The organism is Enterobacter sp. HG048 (genome assembly GCF_024702055.1).
GTDB classification, from domain to species: domain Bacteria; phylum Pseudomonadota; class Gammaproteobacteria; order Enterobacterales; family Enterobacteriaceae; genus Enterobacter; species Enterobacter dykesii.
Genome location: NZ_JANLIZ010000005.1, coordinates 115780 through 135787 on the forward strand (window position 1 = coordinate 115780; position 20008 = coordinate 135787).

At 57.3% G+C, this 20008-nt stretch carries 16 protein-coding genes; 6 read left to right on the plus strand and 10 right to left on the minus strand.

All coding sequences use genetic code 11. The features are described from left to right. The first annotated feature begins 30 nt into the window (after window positions 1-30). The gene (gene yjgA / locus NUX24_RS08900; protein WP_042713463.1) at window positions 31-582 is read left to right on the plus strand and encodes a ribosome biogenesis factor YjgA; all 552 of its coding nucleotides are present in this window, start codon (window positions 31-33) and stop codon (window positions 580-582) included. A gap of 77 nt (window positions 583-659) precedes the next feature. Here yjgA and mpl read toward each other — a convergent pair whose 3' ends face one another. Next, the gene (gene mpl / locus NUX24_RS08905) at window positions 660-2036 is read right to left on the minus strand and encodes a UDP-N-acetylmuramate:L-alanyl-gamma-D-glutamyl-meso-diaminopimelate ligase (RefSeq protein ID WP_257831045.1); all 1377 of its coding nucleotides are present in this window, start codon (window positions 2034-2036) and stop codon (window positions 660-662) included. A 197-nt stretch (window positions 2037-2233) separates the two neighbouring features. On the opposite strand from mpl, the gene fbp reads away from it, so the two are divergent. Together fbp and NUX24_RS08915 are read left to right on the plus strand one after the other, a co-directional pair. After that, window positions 2234-3232, plus strand: a complete 999-nt coding sequence (gene fbp / locus NUX24_RS08910; RefSeq protein ID WP_023310178.1) for a class 1 fructose-bisphosphatase — start codon at window positions 2234-2236, stop codon at window positions 3230-3232. Between the two features lie 150 nt (window positions 3233-3382). Continuing rightward, window positions 3383-3739, plus strand: a complete 357-nt coding sequence (locus NUX24_RS08915) for a LysR family transcriptional regulator (RefSeq protein WP_257831048.1) — start codon at window positions 3383-3385, stop codon at window positions 3737-3739. Here NUX24_RS08915 and NUX24_RS08920 read toward each other — a convergent pair. The 5 genes from NUX24_RS08920 to ytfQ form a co-directional block, all read right to left on the minus strand. Further along, a complete protein-coding gene (locus tag NUX24_RS08920) occupies window positions 3711-5282 on the minus strand; it encodes a methyl-accepting chemotaxis protein (protein WP_257831050.1) in 1572 nt (523 codons plus the stop codon). The two genes, NUX24_RS08915 and NUX24_RS08920, sit on opposite strands and share 29 nt — an antisense overlap. Window positions 5283-5375: 93 nt before the next feature. Next, window positions 5376-6377 carry a galactofuranose ABC transporter, permease protein YjfF gene (gene yjfF, locus NUX24_RS08925; protein ID WP_257831052.1) on the minus strand — a complete coding sequence of 334 codons (1002 nt, stop codon included), beginning with the start codon at window positions 6375-6377 and terminating at the stop codon, window positions 5376-5378. Continuing rightward, entirely contained in the window at window positions 6364-7389 is a 1026-nt protein-coding gene (gene ytfT / locus NUX24_RS08930) for a galactofuranose ABC transporter, ATP-binding protein YtfT (protein WP_161785594.1), read from the minus strand. Before ytfT ends, yjfF begins: the two co-directional genes overlap by 14 nt. A gap of 10 nt (window positions 7390-7399) precedes the next feature. After that, window positions 7400-8902: a galactofuranose ABC transporter, ATP-binding protein YtfR gene (gene ytfR / locus NUX24_RS08935; RefSeq protein ID WP_257831056.1), complete on the minus strand. Its 1503-nt coding sequence runs from the start codon at window positions 8900-8902 to the stop codon at window positions 7400-7402. A 65-nt stretch (window positions 8903-8967) separates the two neighbouring features. Continuing rightward, window positions 8968-9924: a galactofuranose ABC transporter substrate-binding protein YtfQ gene (ytfQ, locus tag NUX24_RS08940; RefSeq protein ID WP_014882271.1), complete on the minus strand. Its 957-nt coding sequence runs from the start codon at window positions 9922-9924 to the stop codon at window positions 8968-8970. Between the two features lie 309 nt (window positions 9925-10233). On the opposite strand from ytfQ, the gene ppa reads away from it, so the two are divergent. Beyond that, complete coding sequence (ppa, locus tag NUX24_RS08945) at window positions 10234-10764, plus strand: inorganic diphosphatase (RefSeq protein ID WP_010427397.1); 531 nt, start codon at window positions 10234-10236, stop codon at window positions 10762-10764. Window positions 10765-10881: 117 nt separating this feature from the next. On the opposite strand, the gene NUX24_RS08950 is transcribed toward ppa, so the two are convergent. The 3 genes from NUX24_RS08950 to tamA are packed head-to-tail and all read right to left on the minus strand — an operon-like array spanning window position 10882 to window position 16735. Continuing rightward, window positions 10882-11226 (minus strand): gamma-glutamylcyclotransferase, encoded by a 345-nt coding sequence (locus tag NUX24_RS08950; RefSeq protein ID WP_014830431.1) that lies wholly within the window; start codon window positions 11224-11226, stop codon window positions 10882-10884. Window positions 11227-11228: 2 nt separating this feature from the next. Next, on the minus strand, window positions 11229-15005 hold the full coding sequence (tamB, locus tag NUX24_RS08955; RefSeq protein WP_257831060.1) for an autotransporter assembly complex protein TamB: 3777 nt from the start codon (window positions 15003-15005) through the stop codon (window positions 11229-11231). Next, window positions 15002-16735: an autotransporter assembly complex protein TamA gene (gene tamA / locus NUX24_RS08960; protein WP_047652080.1), complete on the minus strand. Its 1734-nt coding sequence runs from the start codon at window positions 16733-16735 to the stop codon at window positions 15002-15004. Before tamA ends, tamB begins: the two co-directional genes overlap by 4 nt. A gap of 224 nt (window positions 16736-16959) precedes the next feature. On the opposite strand from tamA, the gene msrA reads away from it, so the two are divergent. Continuing rightward, window positions 16960-17601 (plus strand): peptide-methionine (S)-S-oxide reductase MsrA, encoded by a 642-nt coding sequence (msrA, locus tag NUX24_RS08965; RefSeq protein WP_023334288.1) that lies wholly within the window; start codon window positions 16960-16962, stop codon window positions 17599-17601. Here the strand turns inward: msrA and NUX24_RS08970 are convergent, their stop codons facing one another. Then, on the minus strand, window positions 17602-18660 hold the full coding sequence (locus tag NUX24_RS08970) for a LacI family DNA-binding transcriptional regulator (RefSeq protein WP_257831064.1): 1059 nt from the start codon (window positions 18658-18660) through the stop codon (window positions 17602-17604). A gap of 192 nt (window positions 18661-18852) precedes the next feature. Here NUX24_RS08970 and NUX24_RS08975 point away from each other — a divergent pair, with 192 nt between their 5' ends. Further along, entirely contained in the window at window positions 18853-20004 is a 1152-nt protein-coding gene (locus NUX24_RS08975) for a Gfo/Idh/MocA family protein (protein ID WP_257831066.1), read from the plus strand. The last annotated feature ends 4 nt before the right edge of the window (window positions 20005-20008 follow it).

The window sequence follows — 20008 nt, forward strand, 5'->3', positions numbered from 1 at the left end:
ACATTAGCCTCTTTTTTTAAGGAGCCTGACATGACTAAGCAGCCCGAAGACTGGCTCGACGACGTTCCCGGTGATGACATCGAAGACGAAGATGATGAGATCATCTGGGTCAGTAAAAGTGAAATTAAACGTGACGCCGAAGAGTTAAAACAGCTTGGCGCGGAAATGGTAGAACTGGGTAAAAACGCGCTGGACAAGATCCCGCTCGACCAGGATCTGCGTGATGCCATTGAACTGGCACAGAAAATCAAGAAAGAAGGCCGTCGTCGCCAGCTTCAGCTTATCGGGAAAATGCTGCGTCAGCGCGACGTCGATCCGATCCGCCAGGCGCTGGACAAGCTGAAAAACCGCCACAACCAGCAGGTTGCGTTTTTCCACAAGCTGGAGCAGATCCGCGATCGTCTGATTGAGCAGGGTGATGATGCCGTACCGGAAGTGCTGAACCTGTGGCCGGATGCCGACCGCCAGCAGCTGCGTTCCTTGATCCGCAACGCGAAGAAAGAGAAAGAAGGGAATAAGCCGCCGAAGTCCGCGCGCCTGATTTTCCAGTATCTGCGCGAGCTGTCTGAGAACGATGAGTAATCCGTTCCCCTCTCCCCGGAAGGGCGAGGGAGGAAAGAACGTAGGCCCGGTAAGCGCAAGCGCCACCGGGCTTTTTTTTACTCCGCGGCCACGTCCGCTTTCTTCGCCAGACCGTCCAGCAGCTTCTGATGGATCCCACCAAAACCGCCGTTGCTCATCACCAGAATGTGGTCGCCAGGCTGAGCGGCTTTCACCACCATATCCGCGAGCGCATCCACATCCGCGCTCCAGTGCGCGGGCTGAATGCAGGCATCGGCCACTTCGGCCACCTGCCAAGGAATATGCTGCGGCTGCAGCAGGAAGACCTCATCGGCACGTCCTAACGACGGCGCGAGGTCATCTTTGCAGATGCCCATCTTCATGGTGTTCGAGCGCGGTTCCAGCACCGCCAGGATGCGGGCTGTTCCGCCAACCTTGCCGCGTAACGCTGCAAGCGTTGCCAGAATGGCGGTTGGGTGATGCGCGAAATCGTCATACACCGTCACGCCATTCGCTTCGCCGCGCAGTTCCAGACGGCGACGGGCGTTAATGAACGAGCCCAGCGCATTGGCTGCATCCGCAGGCAGAACGCCCACGTGACGCGCCGCAGCAATAGCCATCAGGCCGTTGTGCATGTTGTGCTCGCCCACCAGGCCCCACTTCACCTCACCCACTTTTTCACCGTCGAGCAGCACTTCCCACTCGGAGGCATCGGCGTTGAGTTTCTTCGCCTGCCAGTGGCCCTGCTCGCCCACCTGCTCCTGCTCGCTCCAGCAGCCCATCGCCATCGTCTGCTTCAGGTTGATGTCGTTCTCCGGCAGGATGATGCGCCCCTGGCCCGGAACAATGCGCACCAGGTGGTGGAACTGTTTCTGGATCGCTTTCAGGTCGTCAAAGATATCCGCATGATCGAACTCCAGGTTGTTGAGGATCAGCGTGCGCGGGCAGTAATGCACAAACTTGGAACGCTTGTCGAAGAATGCACAGTCGTATTCGTCGGCTTCGATCACAAAGAACGGGCTGTCACCCAGACGGGCAGAAACGTCGAAGTTGCCCGGAACGCCGCCAATGACAAAGCCAGGCTTATAGCCGCAGGCTTCGAGGATCCAGGTCGCCATTCCGGCGGTGGTGGTTTTGCCGTGGGTACCGGCAACGGCAACCACCCAGCGGTCGCGCAGCACAAAATCATGCAGCCACTGTGGGCCAGACATAAACGGAATATTGCGTTCCAGCACCGCTTCAACGCATGGGTTACCACGGGTCATGGCGTTGCCAATGATCACCAGATCCGGTTCAGGATCCAGCTGGCTGGCCTCGTAGCCCTGAATCAGCGAGATGCCCTGCTTCTCCAGAAGCGTGCTCATCGGCGGATACACATTGGCGTCCGAACCTGTTACTTCATGGCCCAGCGAGCGCGCCAGCATTGCCAGTCCGCCCATGAAAGTGCCACAAATCCCCAATATATGAATGCGCATACGTCACTATCCTTCTTCAATGTGGCGCACATTTTACTCACATGTTAGCGGCTGTGAAACGCATTTCAGGTAAATCCGTATGTTGCTGGCGCGATTCACCTCTGCGCTAATATTTGAATGTTTGTTAAGATTGTTGGGCTTTAGTCGTTTTAGTGAACATACAATCGCTCTACTCACAAAGATGCAGGGAAAGTGTTATGAAAACGTTAGGTGAATTTATTGTCGAAAAGCAGCACGAGTTTTCTCATGCTACCGGTGAACTCACTGCTTTGCTGTCGGCAATAAAGCTGGGCGCTAAGATCATCCACCGCGATATCAACAAGGCCGGTCTGGTCGATATCCTGGGTGCCAGCGGTGCCGAGAACGTTCAGGGCGAGGTTCAACAGAAGCTCGATCTGTTCGCAAATGAAAAATTGAAAGCTGCACTGCGCGCGCGCGACATCGTTGCGGGTATCGCCTCCGAAGAAGAAGATGAAATTGTTGTTTTCGAAGGGTGTGAACACGCTAAATACGTTGTTCTGATGGATCCGCTCGACGGTTCCTCAAACATCGACGTTAACGTTTCTGTCGGTACCATTTTCTCCATCTACCGCCGCGTCACGCCAGTTGGCACGCCGGTGACCGAAGAAGATTTCCTGCAGCCGGGCATTAACCAGGTTGCTGCCGGTTACGTCGTTTATGGCTCCTCCACCATGCTGGTGTACACCACCGGCTGCGGGGTTCACGCCTTTACGTACGATCCTTCACTCGGCGTTTTCTGCCTGAGCCAGGAACGCATGCGCTTCCCGGAGAAGGGCAACACCTACTCCATCAACGAAGGCAACTACATTCGCTTCCCGAACGGCGTGAAGAAGTACATTAAATTCTGCCAGGAAGAAGATAAAGCGACCCAGCGCCCGTACACGTCCCGCTATATTGGCTCTCTGGTCGCGGATTTCCACCGTAACCTGCTGAAAGGCGGTATCTACCTCTACCCAAGCACCGCCAGCCACCCGGACGGGAAGCTGCGCCTGCTGTACGAGTGCAACCCAATGGCGTTCCTGGCCGAACAGGCGGGCGGCAAGGCGAGCGACGGTAAAGAGCGTATTCTGGATATCGTGCCGGAAAGCCTTCACCAGCGCCGCTCATTCTTCGTCGGCAACAACCACATGGTTGAAGACGTTGAACGTTTTATCCGTGAGTATCCGGACGCGTAACGCCTCTCTACAGGGGAGCCGTTCTGGCTCCCCTGGTCATTTATATATTTTACCGTATAAGTGTTTATAAAAAACATGCTTTAATATTCACCACTGCTCCTGCATTATTTCCATAACAGTTTGACAGATATTTCGTGGAGCAGAATCGCAATGAATAATTATTCCCGTGCTAATACCGGCATTGATTTAAATCTTATCCCTGTATTTATTGAAATCGTCCGCTGCGGCAGCATGGCAAAAGCCTCTTTGCGTCTGGAGATGTCACGTCCGGCGGTGAGCCTGGCCTTAAAGCGTTTTAATCAACTCTTTGATGAACCGTTATTTTTCCGCAAAGGTTTATATCTTGAACCGACGGAAAAAGCGTTAGCCTTAACCCGTTCGCTGGAAATATTAATGGGTGAAATTCACGATAATATTGCGGCAGTTAATTCCGGGAAAAATAAAACCCCGGCACAGAACGTACCGGGGCTGGGTAATATTATGCAGCGGCCTGAGTCGTCACTTTGAATGATGACATGGCTTCCATCAGCTGACGCGACTGCTCTTCAAGGGAGCGGGTCGCGGCGGAGGATTGCTGCACCAGCGCCGCATTCTGCTGCGCGGTCTCATCCATCTGATTCACCGCAATATTCACCTGCTCAATGCCGCGGCTCTGCTCCTGGGACGCGGTCGCAATCTCACGCATCAGTTTGGTCATGCGCAGCACTTCTGTTGCGATCTCGTCCATCGTTTCGCCGGCCTGCTGGGCCAGCTCGCTGCCCTCGTTAACGTGGGTCTGCGAATCGCTGATAAGCGATCGGATCTCTTTCGCCGCGTCAGCGCTGCGGCTGGCAAGGTTTCGCACTTCGCCCGCGACGACGGCAAACCCGCGCCCCTGCTCGCCCGCGCGCGCCGCTTCCACGGAGGCGTTAAGCGCCAGAATATTGGTCTGGAAGGCAATACCGTCGATCACGCTCAGGATGTCGGCGATGCGCGCCGAGCTGCCCGAGATATCGCGCATTTTTTCAATCACGTAGCAGACCATTTCGCTGCCGTGATCGGCCGTATCGGACACCGACTTCGCCAGCTGGTGCGCCTGCTCGGCGTTATCGGCGTTGAGCTTCACCGTCGCGGTGATCTGTTCCATGCTGGCCGCCGTCTGCTCCAGCGACGTGGCGGTAGATTCCGTACGCTCGGCAAGATCGCGGTTTCCCAGGCTCAGCTCGCGGCTGCCGGTGTCAATTTGCGAGCTGGCATCGCGTACCCGCATAACCGAGCTCATCAGCGACTGTCGCATCTGCTCTATCACCGCGTTGAGGCGGTTAAACTCCTGGCTCGCGGGCGCATTCAGCGTATGGGTTAAATCTCCCGCCGCCACGTTCTCCAGCTGAGCGATCGATGCAGAGAGCGGCTTGAGCAGCATATGGCGCAGCACCAGCCACGCGAGTACGATAATGCCCGCCGTCAGCAGCGCTGCGACGATAATCAGGATCAGTACGCGGGTTTTACTCGCCTGCACGGCACTCACTTCCGCCTGACCACGCGCTTCGCTCCATTTCTGAAACGCCTGCATATCGTTATCAAACTGCTTCGCCACCGGAATCAGCGTCTTCTCCAGCAGATCGTAATACTCGTCCGCGCTCTGGTCATTCAGGGTTTTCAGCATCGGGTTGATCCCCTGCTGGCTATACGTCGCCAGGCTGGCCGCCACTTTATCGAGCAGCTGTTGCCCCTGCTCGTCAGCCACGCCGCCGTCGATCACGCCTTTCAGCGTTTTCTGAGCCAGGGCAACTTCCTGATTGATGTTTTTTACCGCGTTGGCCGCATCGTCCAGCATGCCGATTTCCATCATGCGGACGGCCTGGCCCGCCTCATTGCGCGCGCGCAGGATCAGCGTATAGCCTGAATTAAGCTGCACCATCTGCTCACCCTGAAGGTGATTAATGCGCTGCAGTGAAGAAGAACTCTGTGTGAGGGCATAAATGCCAATGCCGCTGACAATCAGCAGCAGAAGGGTCATAACGGCCAGTAAAGAGAGCAAGCCGGTACGAATCGATAGCGTTTTCAGCATGATATTATTTCCGGTAGCGAGATATTTCTGGGCATAAAAAAAGAGTATCGGCCGCTACCGGAAAATGTTTAGACTTTAAGCAAATTCAGCGTGTTATGGCTCTGTTACCGATGTGTTTACGCGGGTAACAGGCGAGCTTTGACGGCTCTCCCAGAGCACCGTCAGCCCACGCTGCAGGGCAATAAAAATAAACAGCAGAATGCCGATGGCGATCTTCGTCCACCAGGAGCTGAGCGTGCCGTCAAAGTTGATATAGGTTTGTATCAGCCCCTGGATAGCCACGCCGAACAACGTCCCCAGCACCGTCCCCACCCCGCCGCTGAGCAGCGTGCCGCCGATGACCACAGAAGCTATCGCATCCAGCTCAACGCCCACGCCTGCAAGGGCATAGCCCGCCTGGGTATACACCGAGAAGACGATACCCGCCAGCGTCGCCAGGCCGGTCGAGAGCATATAGATGCGGATGGTGGTGCTGCGGGTGGAGATCCCCATCAGGTTTGCCGACGTGGCGTTACCGCCGATGGCGTAAACCTGATTGCCAAACCGTGTACGATGGGCGAGGAAGATGCCAATCACCACCACGCCCAGCATCAGCAGCCCCATCGCGCTCAGGCGGCCGCCGCCGGGAATTTTCCACGCCAGGCTGGAGAGCGTGTCATACACCGGATGGTTGATCGGAATCGACTCTTCCGACACCAGGTAGCTCACCCCACGGAGGAAAAACATTCCCGCGAGGGTAATGATAAACGCCGGAATTTTTAACGCGTCGATCAGCAGCCCCATAAAGGCGCCAAACGCGCAGCCCATCGCCAGCACCAGCGGAAACGCCACCAGCGGAGAGATCCCCCAGAAGCCGATCGCCTTCGCGAGGAACACACCCGTGAACGCGATCACCGAGCCAACGGAGAGATCGATCCCGCCGGAGAGGATCACAAAGGTCATTCCGACGGCAATGATGCCTAAAAAGGCGTTATCGGTCAGGATATTGCAAATCACGCGCGTCGACGCAAAACCGGGGAATTGGGTGAGGCAGTAGAGATACCCCAGCACAAACACGCCCAGCGTGATCATCAACGGTAAATTACGTTTTATCATGTCCACGGATCCCCTTAATGATGCTGACAAAGCGCGGCGACTGGACGATCAGCACGCAGAGCACGACCACCGCTTTCACCACCTGGTTGAGTTCCGGCTGGAACCCCGAAAGCAGGATCCCGGTGTTCATTCCCTGAATGATCAGCGCGCCAATCACCGAGAGCAGCAGGTTAAAGCGCCCGCCCATCAGCGACCCGCCGCCGATCACCACCGCGAGGATCGCGTCCAGCTCCAGCCAGAGCCCCGCGTTGTTGGCGTCGGCTCCGCGAATATCCGCCGCGACGATGACCCCGGCGATGGCGGCGCAGACGCCGCTCAGCACGTAGGTCAGCATCACCATCAGCCGGGTGTTGACCCCGGCGTTACGCGCGGCGCGGATGTTAATCCCGACGGCTTCAATGAACATGCCAAGCGCCGTTTTGCGGGTGAAAAGCCAGAAGACAACGAGCGTGGCCAGGGCAATAATCACCGGCGTCGGGAAGAACAGAAGGTTGCCGCTTCCGAGCCACGCCAGGCTCGGGGAGTTAAAGGTGACAATCTGTCCGGAGGTAATCAGCTGCGCCACGCCGCGCCCGGCCACCATTAAGATAAGGGTGGCGACAAAGGGCTGAATTTTCAGCACCGCCACCAGAATGCCGTTCCATAATCCGGCCAGCACGCCGGTGCCTAAGGCCGCCAGCAGAACCACCGGCAGGCTGTGTCCGGCCACGGTCATGGAGGCGGCCGTGGCCCCGGCGATAGCCATCACCGCGCCGACGGAGAGGTCAATCCCGCCGGTGGCAATGACCAGCGTCATCCCGATGGCCAGCAGCGCCACGGGCGCGGCACGGTTCAGAATGTCTATCGGGCTGCCAAACAAGCGCCCATCCTGCACGATAATCTGGAAGAAATGCGGCGCGACCAGGCTATCAACCAGCAGAACCACCAGCAGCGCTGCGATTTGCGGCGTGCCGGTCGGCCAGCTGAAGCGGCGCTTTGTCTCACCGGTTTGCGAAAGCGAACGGGGCATCACGATTTACTCCTTATGCCGCGATGGCATTCATGATCGCCGGAACGGACAGCTTATCCAGCGGGATCTCTGCCACCTGTTTGCGATCGCGCATGATGATGACGCGATCGGCATAGCCCACCAGCTCCTCCAGCTCGGACGAAATAACCAGCAGCGCCAGACCGTCTGCACACAGGGTTTCGATAAGCCGGATAATTTCGGCGTGCGCCCCCACGTCAATGCCGCGGGTCGGTTCGTCGAGGATCAGGAACTGGGGTTTGGTCAGCAGCCAGCGGGAGAGCAGCACCTTCTGCTGGTTGCCGCCGGAGAGGAACTCGATCGGCTGTTCCGCGTTCGGCGTGCGGATGCCGAGCTGGCGAATAAAGCGCTCGGCAATGGCGTTTTGCTCTTTACGCGGGATCGGGCGCAGCCAGCCGCGCTGGGCCTGCAGCGCCAGGATGATATTTTCCCGCACCGAGGCCGCGGCAATAATGCCGTCCGTTTTTCGGTCTTCCGGGCAGAAGCCGACGCCCAGGCAGGAGGCCTGATGCGGCGATCGCAGGGTTTGTGGTTTGCCCTTGATCAGCGCGCTGCCGCTGTCGGCCGGTTTGATCCCGAAGATCACCTCGGCGGTTTCGGTTCGTCCGGATCCTAACAGGCCCGCCAGCCCGACAATTTCGCCTGGCCGTACCTCAAGGTTAAACGGTGATATCACGCCTTTCTTGCCGTAATCGCTGAACGCGGCGACCGGTTTCTCGCTCAGCAGCGTACGCCCTGCGCGCTGAAGGGCGTTAGTTTCCAGCTCGCGGCCCAGCATCATTTTCACCAGTTCGATCTGCGGCAGCTCGCGGGTTTCGCGGCAGCCGACAAAGCTGCCGTTGCGCAGCACCGTGATGCGATCGCTTACCTCATATACCTGATCGAGGAAGTGGGTAACGAAGATCAGGCTGACACCCTGATCGCGCAGCTGGCGCATCAGGGTAAAGAGCATCTCCACTTCCTGGGTATCGAGGCTGGCGGTGGGTTCGTCGAGGATCAGCACTTTTGCAGAGAGATCGATCGCGCGACAGATGGCGACGATCTGCTGCATCGCCACGGAAAAGCGGTTCAGCGGCTCGCGGACGTCGAGGGAGAAGCCGTACGATTCCATCAGCTTTGTCGCCCGCGCTTCCATCTCTTTGCGGCGCAGCAGGCCAAAACGGCGTGGCTCACGGCCAATAAACAGGTTATCCGCCACCGACATATTCGGCAGCAGGTTCACTTCCTGGTACACCGTCCCGATCCCCAGCTGTTGGGCATGGGCGGTGTTTTTGGGCGAAATGGCGTTGCCTTCCAGCCAGATGGTGCCGCGATCGGCGTGATAAACGCCGGTGAGGGATTTAATCAGCGTCGATTTTCCCGCGCCGTTCTCGCCCAGCAGCGCCATGATCTCACCGCGCCGCAGGCTGAAATCAACGTTATCCAGCGCCTTTACGCCGGGGAAGAATTTGCTTAAGCCCTCTGTGCGGAGGATTTCCTGGTGTTGTTCAGTTTTCATATTTACGTCCCCGGCACGTTCCCGTAGGCCGGGTAAGCGCAGCGCCACCCGGCAATTTCACAGGATCAGTAGCCCATATTTTTCTTCTTCTCTAACTCTTCTTTCGCCGTGTCAGGCAGGTAGAGCGTGGACTTGGTGACCGTCACCTTCTCTGGCATCGTGCCGTCTTTCTTGAATTTCTCCAGCGCGTCGAATGCCGGGCCCGCCATGTTTGGCGTCAGCTCCACGCTGGCGTTGGCTTCGCCGTCGATCATCGCTTTGTAGATGTCCGGCACGCCGTCGATAGAGCCGGTGAGGATATCTTTGCCCGGCTTCAGGCCCGCTTCCTTAATCGCCTGAATCGCACCGATCACCATGTCATCGTTGTGGGCGTAAACCATGCAGATGTTCTTGCCGTTGTTTTCAGCCTTAATGAAGCTCTCCATGACCTCTTTACCTTTACTGCGCGTAAAGTCGCCGGACTGAGAGCGGATAATCTTGATGTTTGGCGCTTTAGCGATGGCCTCAGCAAAGCCTTTTTTACGGTCGATGGCCACGCTCGCGCCGACGGTGCCCTGCAGTTCAACGACGTTACACGGCTTGCCGTCGACCTGTTTTACCAGCCAGTCGCCAATCAATTGCCCTTCAAGCACGTTATTGGCGGTCACGGTGGTCATATAGAGGGATTTGTCTTTGACGTCGATGGAACGGTCGAGCAGGAAGACCGGGATCTCAGCGTCTTTCGCTTCCTTCAGGACGGGTTCCCAGCCGGTCGCCACGACGGGTGCAATAAAGATGGCATCCACGCCCTGGGCGATAAAGGAGCGCACGGCTTTGATCTGATTCTCTTGTTTTTGCTGACCATCGGCGATTTTCAGGGTAATGCCGCGTTTCTGAGCCTCGCTTTTCGCAACGTTGGTTTCTGCCGCTCGCCAGCCAGATTCAGAGCCGACCTGCGAAAAACCTACGGTTAAGGGAGCGGCCATCGCCATAGACGACATGGCTGCCGAAACTGCTGTGACAAGAAGTAAGCGCTTCCACATATGAGCGTCCTCGTAGGGGTGTTTATTGTTGGTTAAAAGATGTTCTGCGAAATGACTATAGCCCATGAAATATGTAACGAATTGCGTTACATCACACTTCAGAAAAGTGAATAAAACGTTAATCACAAGTTTGTAATCGCTTTCATTTCACCATGAAAAATGTGGCTGAGTTTATGGATTTTTCTGTCATGGAATCGGTCTGAAAAGTGGAGAAAGCGGGGAGAGAAAGCGAAAACAGGCGGAGACATTCAGCGCGAGTTGGCTATAATACCTGCCACTTGTTTACCATCCATTTTAAAGGACACCGACATGAGCTTACTCAACGTCCCAGCGGGTAAAGAACTGCCAGAAGACATCTACGTAGTTATCGAAATCCCGGCTAACGCAGATCCGATCAAATACGAAGTGGACAAAGAGAGCGGCGCCCTGTTCGTAGACCGTTTCATGTCTACCGCGATGTTCTATCCGTGCAACTACGGTTACATCAACCACACCCTGTCTCTGGACGGTGACCCGGTTGACGTGCTGGTCCCAACGCCATACCCACTGGAGCCAGGCTCCGTCATTCGCTGCCGTCCAGTTGGCGTGCTGAAAATGACCGACGAATCCGGTGAAGATGCGAAGCTGGTTGCGGTACCGCACACCAAGCTGAGCAAAGAATACGATCACATCAAAGATGTGAACGACCTGCCAGAGCTGCTGAAAGCGCAGATCACTCACTTCTTCGAGCACTACAAAGACCTCGAAAAAGGCAAGTGGGTTAAAGTTGACGGCTGGGACAACGCAGAAGCGGCGAAAGCAGAAATCATCGCCTCTTTCGAACGCGCTGCTAAGAAGTAATTCTTACTGCCGATCAAAAAAAGCCCCGCGAGTCGGGGCTTTTTTGTGGCTGGAGCGCAGCACCACCCGGCAAGAGGCGTAAAAAAACAACGCCACCTCACGGTGGCGTTGTTTTTTTCAGTACTGGTCTCTGTCTAACCAGTTACCGCTTACAATCCGCGTTAACCCTTCGACCGGACGCTGGTAGACATACATCCACGCGCTTCCGTACGGCGTCTGGATCAACTGGCGTGCGTATTCACCGCCCCTGGTGCGCAAGGCATCAAGTTCGGCAAGCGTCGCGTTATCAATACGATAGACTTCACCCTGTACTGTTCCTTCGCCCGGAACCGCGCCTGGATAGTGGCCCAGGCTGTACAACTGGTAGTTCTCGATATTGTAATTCCCCAGCAGCAGGGCATTGGTCATCCAGTGACTGTTGCCTTGCTTGGTTCGTAAACTGCCGTAGACAAATATTCGCATTGCTAAAACTCAAACTGATAGAGCAGATCAAGTGCCTGGTCTACGCCGGACACTGCTTCCAGATATAGCTTAGGCATCAGGCGATAGCGTAACGTGAGAGTTGCCAGTGAGTCAAAGATCCCCACACCATATTTTACCTGCAGACCCGGCAGTACATACCCGCTGACCACCACCTGCGAGGAGTCACCCACGCCCTGGGTGTCCAGCGCCAGATTGCTTACGCCGAACGTCTCGCCGATTTTACCCACAACCTGCCCACTTTGTGCAACCCCCAGACCCACTAACATCGAGGTCATCGCCGCACTGTCGCTCTGACCGCTGTCCAGACCTTGTCCACGCAGCAGGTAAGAGAGGGCTTCCTGCTGCGGCATCGCCGGGTCAGAGAAGATCTCGGCCTTCGGCTCGTCGGCGGAGCCGGTGACGCGTACGCCAGCAATAACGTTATTTTCCGTCGCTTCCGGGTTACGAATCGCTTCGATGTTCAGCAGAGGCTGATCCGGTGGACCGGAGAAAAGCAGCTCGCCTTTACGGACGATGAGGTCCTGACCATAGGCGTGGAAACGCCCTTCAGGAATATTGATCTGCCCGTTCAGGCCAAGCCCTTGTTTATCCTGCGCCACTTTCAGGTCGCCCGTGAGCCTCGCCTTCAGCCCAAACGCATTCAACCGCACGTTATTCCCTACGTGCACGATGAGGTTACTGTTAATCGGTATGCCCGCGCTCTTCTGCTCGACAGGTTTCAGATTTTCATTGAGCATCACTTCATCACTTGAAACGCCGACCGCGCTTTCCGGCACGTCGTGAACCACGATGCGCGCCCACGGCACGTCGACGCGTCCGTCAAGCGTGAAGAGGCTTGGCGTGGCTTCAAAGACCACATCAGGCGAAACGTCCAGGCGCACCATCGGCGGTACGGTGATACGCACCTTACTGCCCTTCGCGGCGATACGGGCGCGCCAGTTATCGAGCTGGCTCCAGTCCGCGTCGCCGCTGAGGTTGATTTGCCCCTGCTGCGTCAATACCGAGCCGCTCAGCGTCGAGCTCATGCCGTTGAAGTTCATCGCGATCTGGCTGGGCTGCATGTCAAACGGCATGAAGTTGCCGTCGATATCCACGCCGCTGAGCCGCATCTGACCAAACAGCTGCGGGCTTTGCGCGTTGCCGGCCAGGCGCAGGTTAGCGTTGAGCATGCCCTCGGCTTTTTCCCCGCGCGCGAAAATCGGGTTCACCATCGCCAGGTTGAAGTTACGGATGTTGACGTTGCCGCCCAGATTACGCCGCCCCTGCGGATCGGTAATCTGAACCTGCCCGTCCAGCTGGCCGTTGTTGGTGAGGCGGATTGTCCACCCCAGCTGTGCGCGATTGTTATGCAGATCGGCACTCAGGTTCAGGGTGTCGAACGCCACCGGAAGCGACGCGTTGTTGACCTCTTGCGTCACCTTCACGTTACGCCCGGACAGCGTGACGCTGCCCTGCGGCAGACCCTCTTTGGTGGTGTCCCAGGCGACATCGGCTTTCCCGCTGAAGACGCCGCTGGCCTGAGTCGTGTCCGGCATAAACGGCTTCAGCATCGCCAGATCGAAGCGGTTGAGGTTGATCTGCGCGCGCCCTTCCGCGCCCGCATCAATGGTCTGCGGCACGCACAGTTCCGCATTCGGATTGGTCCAGCAGTGTGGCCCAATGCTGATCTTCTGCTCGGCATTGCGGTAGTCCAGCGCGATGGAGCGCGACAGCGCCAGCGGCCCGACCGGCGTATTGAAACGGGTGTTATCAAGCAGACCTTTCCAGCGTTCTGCTTTGCGGTCGAAGCTTCCGGTGAGGTGAAGCTGACCGGAGACCGGCTCGCCCTGTACGCGCAGCTGGAGGTCGTGCTGCTTCTCGTTCCCTTTGGCGTCCAGGGTAACCAGGCTAATGTTCACGTCCGGCTGAGAAATGCGCTCCACGCGCAGGTTCAGGTTACCGCCGATCTGATCGGTGGATTTCACATCCCCTTCCACGCGGACGCGGGCAACGCTCAGCTCCTGCCAGCGCAGGTTATTGGCGGTGATATCCGCCAGCAGCTGCGGCGCATCCACGGTTCCGCGCACTTTCACGAGGCCTTTCGCCGTGCCGCCCAGACCCGGCAGGGCGTTGTCCAGATTCGGCGCGTCGATGGTGGCGTCCAGATTCAGATCTTTCACCCCCAGCTCGCCTTTGATATCCGCCGTGTTGCGGCCCAGCGCCACGTGCAGCCCCGGGATAACCCACTGCAGATAGCTGTTGCCTTTCAGCGAACCTTCAACGTTAACCTTGTTCTGCTTCACGTTCCCGGCAATCTTGATTTCCGGCACGTCCATCTGCCACGTACCGCCGTACAGGCTGCCGCGGGTTTTGATCAGGCCATCCAGTTTCGACGGCCAGTCCGGCACCTCTTTGGCGGTGTTAATGCCCGTCAGCTTCAGCTCGCCGCGCCAGCTGATCGCCTGCTGCCAGTCGAGCAGCGCGGTCAGCTCGGTTTTGCCTTCCAGCGCCGCGACGGTCAGCTTGTCGAGGTTGACCTGCTGTTCGTTGCCCTTCGCATCCAGCGTGATGTTCGCGGGCGGCACGCCCTGTCCCTTCACCGCGGTGCGGAACGAGAGCGCGTAGTCGGTCATCTTGCCGCTCAGCTTCAGCTTCAGGTCATCGGCCTGGAACTGCTTTTCGCCGGTGAACGGCCAGTAAAGCTGCTTGCTGACAATTTCAATATTGAGCGGCAGCCCGGCTTCCGCCAGCTGCGTTTGCGCGCGCAGGACCATGTCCACCGGGCCGGAGAGATTCACCCCGACATCCAGCTTATCGCGTAGCGCCCCGCCCACTTTGATCTTCACCTTTTCGCCTTTCAGCGGATCGATGTTGAGGGCACTGTTAAGGGTGATATCCACCGGCCAGTTATCGCGCAGCAGCGCATTCCCTGACGCATTCACCGAGCCCTGGCTGGTGTCAATATCCAGCGCGTCGAGCTTCATGTTGCCGTCAATGCTGCTGACTTTCAGCAGCATAGTGTAGACCGTCAGATCGGTATCGCCGGTCAGGCGCAGCTGCTCGCCTTTGAACTCCTCGATGTTGAGGTTCAGCGGCAGATGAACGTCAGTCATTTCCGGCAGAACGGGCTTCGAGAAAAGATCTTTCAGCGTTTCGCCCAGCGGCTTCTCTTCCGGCTGCGGGTTCTGAATCTTCGGCTCGACGATCTCTTCCTGCGCCACGTCGGACACCTTCGGCAGCGCGATCAGCAAGCCCTGCAGGGACGTCGGCGTTAGGGTGAGGTTTTTCTCCTGCCAGCGCAGGCCGGAGGTGAAATCCATCACGGACACGGTGGTGTCGTCGATTTTGATATTAACGTTATCGAGCGCCACCCGATAGAGCGCGATCGGGTACGGCGTGGAGAGATTCAGCGGGCCGCTGTCCTCTTCCTCGACCGGCGCAGACTGCGGCATTTTTTTCGAATCTATCGCCACGTTGACGTCTTTAAGCGACAGATCGTTGACGCAGAGCTTGCTGTCCCGCAGACAGCCCAGCTTTACCGCCAGGTGGAATTCCCCGGCGTTCACCGCCACGCCCGGCTGCTCATAGCGGATGTTCTTCAGACGCAGGTCGCGCCAGCCGCCCGTTACCTGGCCAATCTCCAGCCCCGGCACCCAGCGGTTCGCAGCGTTAAACAGCAGATGCAGGCCGGTGGTGGTCCCTACCAGAAACGCTACCGTCCCGAGCAACAGCACGATAAAAATCAGCACCCCGAGGCTTATCTTCTTCCATAAACTCATAATTCAGGCCCCAGACCGATGTAAAACTGTAAACCGTGTTCGTCTTTGTCACCCACCGGAACGGCGAAATCGAGCTTGATCGGCCCGACCGGTGACTGCCAGCGTACGCCCACGCCCGCGCCGGTTTTGAAATCGCTGCGGCGGATGTCGTTTACGGCTTCACCGCCATCCACAAACATCGCCCCCCACCATTTTCCGCTGACGTTATACTGGTACTCCAGCGAGCCGGTGGCCAGTTTCGAGGCACCGGTCAGCTGGCCTTTGTCATTTTCAGGCGAGATCGATTTGTATTTATATCCGCGAATACTGCGGTCGCCCCCGGCGAAGAAGCGCAGATCCGGCGGAACGCGCTCGAAGTCTCCCGTTTCAATCCAGCCGAGATTGCCGCGCATCACAAAGCGATGTTTGTCGTAAAGCGTGCGGATCCAGACGTTTTGCGCCTGCACGACGGTGAAGTCCACATCAGAACCCCACATGGTGTTGGAGTAATCAATGGAGTAACGCTGGGAATCCCCCCACGTTGGCATCAGGCCACCGCGGGAGCGGGTACGGCTGATCATCACGCCCGGATAGAGCAGCATGGTAGTGTTGGTGACGTTAGCCTGGGTAAAGTGGTCGAAGCTCCAGCGCAGGTTAATGGCGCGCTGCCAGCCGCTGGAGAGATCCCAGAAACGCGATACGGCAAGCGTGGTGGAATCGGATTCGGTATCGTTCAGGTCGGTGCGCTTAAAGCCCCCCTGAACCAGGTAGTACTGCTCAAGCGGGTTTTTCAGCAGCGGCATTTTGTAGCTGAAATCCAGCTGCTGTTCCGGAGCTGAGATACTCGCGCTGGTAGTCAGGCTGTGGCCGTAGGAGTTCATCCACGGCTTTTTCCAGGTGGCCTTCACGCGCGGGCCGACGTCTGTCGAGTAGCCAACACCGGTCTCAATGGTGTTCTCGGTGCGCGGCGAGACAACGCCATGCAGCGGCAACACCTTCGTTTTGCGAGACTTATCAAATTCCGGTGCGACAACCACGGAGTTAAACCAGCCGGTAGCAGAAAGACGACGGTTCAGTTCCGCCAGGTCCCTGGACTGGTAGTAATCCCCCTTTTTGAACGGCACGAGGTTTTGCAGGTACTCTTCACGGATTTGCGAACCTTCAAACGTCACGTCGCCAAAGCGGTAGCGTTCTCCGCTGTCGTAGTCGATATCCCAGAAGGCCTGATGTCGATCCAGCGCAATGCCCAGCTGGCTTTTGTTGAACTGGCTGTCGAAATAGCCCTTACGCAGGGCAACGCTCGTCAGCTCTTTTTTGAAATGATCGTAGTCACCGTGGTTAAGCACGGTACCGATTTTCGGCCGCGTGCCGAGCAGGTCAAGGTAATCCCGGTCGGTACGCGCCCCGCCGCGCAGAATGACGTTGGTGCCGCCAATCAGTACCGGTTCACCCGGCGAAACGCGGGCAATAAGGACCTGGCGCCCCTTCTCTGGAGGCGGACGGAGATCGAAATCAATGGTGGGTTCGTAATACCCCAGCGCTTTCAGCCCTTCACGGATGGCGTCATCCACGCGCGCGCGAAAACGCCGGTCCGGCGTCACCTCATCACTCTGGATGGTCGACAACTGCGCACGCACGTTTTTTTGTAGCGCCCCGGATAACCCCTCAACCTGCAAACGGACATTCGCCGCGCTGGCAATCCCGCTTGTCAGCAACACACTGACTAAACATAACTGGCGGATTTTTGTCACGTTTTCTCCTGAATATCCCTGTTTCCACCCTGGAAGCAAATGAAGTGCCGCTCCGCGGCAAAATACGGCCTGTTAGCCAAAAACCCAAATCACGGGTTGAAAACGGGTGTAACACCCAAATATTTCTTATGATTAAATCTAGACTCATTCAGCGCATTTATTGTGTTCAATTAAACGCTTCGTGACAACCTTAACCGAAACATCGCACCCCGGGAGGCCCCATCGTGAGTTTATTCGACAAAAAGCATCTGGTTTCACAAACTGATGCATTACCGGGACGCAACACCCCTATGCCTGTGGCGACCTTACACGCCGTCAATAACCATTCCATGACCAACGTGCCGGAGGGAATGGAAATCGCCCTGTTCGCCATGGGCTGTTTCTGGGGCGTTGAGCGCCTCTTCTGGCAGCTGCCCGGCGTTTACAGCACGGCGGCTGGATACACGGGCGGTTACACGCCGAATCCTACCTATCGCGAAGTTTGCTCCGGCGAAACCGGGCATGCGGAAGCGGTACGCGTGGTCTACGACCCTGCAGTCATCAGCTACGAGCAGCTCCTGCAGGTCTTCTGGGAGAATCACGACCCGGCGCAGGGCATGCGTCAGGGCAACGACCACGGCACCCAGTACCGCTCGGCTATCTATCCGCTCACGCCCGAGCAGGATGCCGCCGCGCGCGCCAGCCTTGAGCGTTTCCAGCAGGCCATGCGTGAAGCGGGCGATACGCGCGAGGTGACCACGGAAATCGCGACGGCGAAACCGTTCTACTATGCCGAGGACGATCACCAGCAGTATCTGCATAAAAACCCGTACGGCTACTGCGGTATCGGAGGCATCGGCGTCTGCCTGCCGCCGCAGCTGGCGTAATTATTGATCCAGCGCCACGCGTGCCGCGTGCCGCGTGGCGTTACTGACCGAACCGTAATCCATTACTTTGCCCTGCAGCAGCAGGTTAAAGACCGCCGCCTGCGGTCGGTTAAGCCGCGTTTGCAGCAGATGAACGGCCTCAATCCCCAGCTCGCGGCAGGGCACAGTGACGCCCGTAACCGGCTTTTCCAGACGGTGCGCTAAATTCCAGGCAAAATCGGTGGTAATCAGCGAAATGTCTTCCGGAATGCGCAGCCCGTGGCGCGTTAACGCCCTGATCACCCCTTCCGTCATGCTGGTACTGTTCGGGAAAATCACCTCCGGCCACTGGGAGCTGTCATGCGTCATCAGCCACGCATCCAGCGCCCGCTCGGCCTCGTCTGCCGTAAACCATTCCGTCACGAGCAAATCGCGCTGAGGATCAAAGGCCACGTGAAAATGGCGATACGCCTCTTTGATGCCGTCCAGACGCGCGTATAGCGTATCCCGCCGCAGACAGGTGAGCGTGAGCACCCGGCGATGCCCCTGCTCGAAAAGATACTGCATGGCGGTGAAGCCGATTGCCCGGTGATCGGGTGACACGGCATCCAGCATCCGATCCCGGTCAACGGAATTAATTAACACGCAGGGCTTATTCAGCGTGCTCGCCAGTTTAAATATGGTGGAATCATCAGTGCCAATAATAATTATCGCGTTGATATTCTTATGACTGGCCTTTTCCATAAAGACTTTTACATCGGCATGCTGTTCTTCTAAACCACAGCACGTGACCCACACATTATGCCGCGAGCAGGCTTCAGCAATCCCTTTCGTTACTTCCAGATAAAATATATCTCCGCGCCCCTGAAAGGTTCTTTCCGGTGCAAAAACAGCGATACCGTTAATTAACAGTCTTCCGCTCGCCATAGACTCCAGCACACCGAGCTCCCGCGCGGTGCGAACGATCGCCTCCCTGGCTTTATCGCTGGTGTAAGACTTGCCGCTTAATACCCGCGAAACCGTGCTGACGGAATAGCCCGTCAGGGCTGCAATTTCCTCCATTTTTAACCTGCCCGGCATAGTGTGACCTCGCTCTCATTCAGTTTTTGCAAATATTTGCAGAAACAGTCCTTTGATTTTAAAACCAAATTTCAAAACGCCTGGAAATTACTTAATCACCTTGCGAGTATTATCACAAAAACACATTGTCGCTACCGCTCCCCTTTCCTATTTTCCGGTCATCACTCATTTCAACTGAAATTAAGGTGTGACATGGAGAAGGTACGTTTTGGCATTATTGGAATAGGTAATATCGGTACGGTCCACGCGCGTTATTTACTGGCAGGTACGGTCAGCGACGCCCGCCTGGCCGCGGTTTGTGATAATGCGCCGGAAAAGCATCCCGCTATCCGCCAGTTGGTCGGTACCCTCCCATTATTCAGCGACGCGCAGGAGATGCTCCAGAGCGGGCTTATCGACGCGGTGATTGTCGCCACGCCGCACTACGAGCATCCGCGCCTGTCGATGCTGGCGATGCGCAACGGCATCCACACCCTGTGTGAAAAACCGGCGGGCGTGTACACCGCCCAGGTACAGGAGATGAACGCCTGCGCCCGGGAGTGCGATGTGGTGTTCGGCATCATGTACAACCAGCGCCCGAACCCGCTCTACAAGAAGGTGAAAGATCTGATCGACAGCGGCGAGCTGGGCGAGATCCGCCGCTCCAACTGGATCATCACCAACTGGTATCGCTCGCAGAGCTACTACAACTCCGGCGGCTGGCGCGCTACCTGGAAAGGGGAAGGCGGCGGCGTGCTGCTCAACCAGGACCCGCACCAGCTCGATCTCTGGCAATGGCTGGTCGGCATGCCCGTCCGCCTGCGCGCGTTCTGCCAGTTCGGTAAACATCGTGAAATCGAAGTGGAAGACGAGGTCACCGCCTATGCCGAATATGCCAACGGCGCGACGGGCGTGTTTATCACCACCGTGGCGGAAACGCCGGGAACCAACCGGCTGGAAATCGTCGGCGATCGCGGCAAGGTCGTTGTCGAAGAGGGCAAGCTACGCTACTGGCGGCTGCGTGAATCTGAAACCGCCTTCAACGCCCGCTGGCAAAACGGTTTTGGTGAACCTGAGTGCTGGGAGGTCACGCTTCCCGTCGCTCCGGAATGCAGCGAACACCACGTCATTACCGCCAATTTCTGTGCCGCCATCCTGCGCGGCGAGCCGCTCATTGCGCCGGGTCTGGAAGGGATCCACGGGCTGACGCTCTCCAACGCTATGCACCTCTCCACCTGGACAGACGACTGGGTCGAACTCCCGCTCAACGAGAAACAGTATCTGCGCCTGCTTCAACAGCGCATCAGCACCTCAGTGGCAAAAGAGACAGCCAGCGTCACGCTGGATGCCTCTGGCACCTGGTAACTCC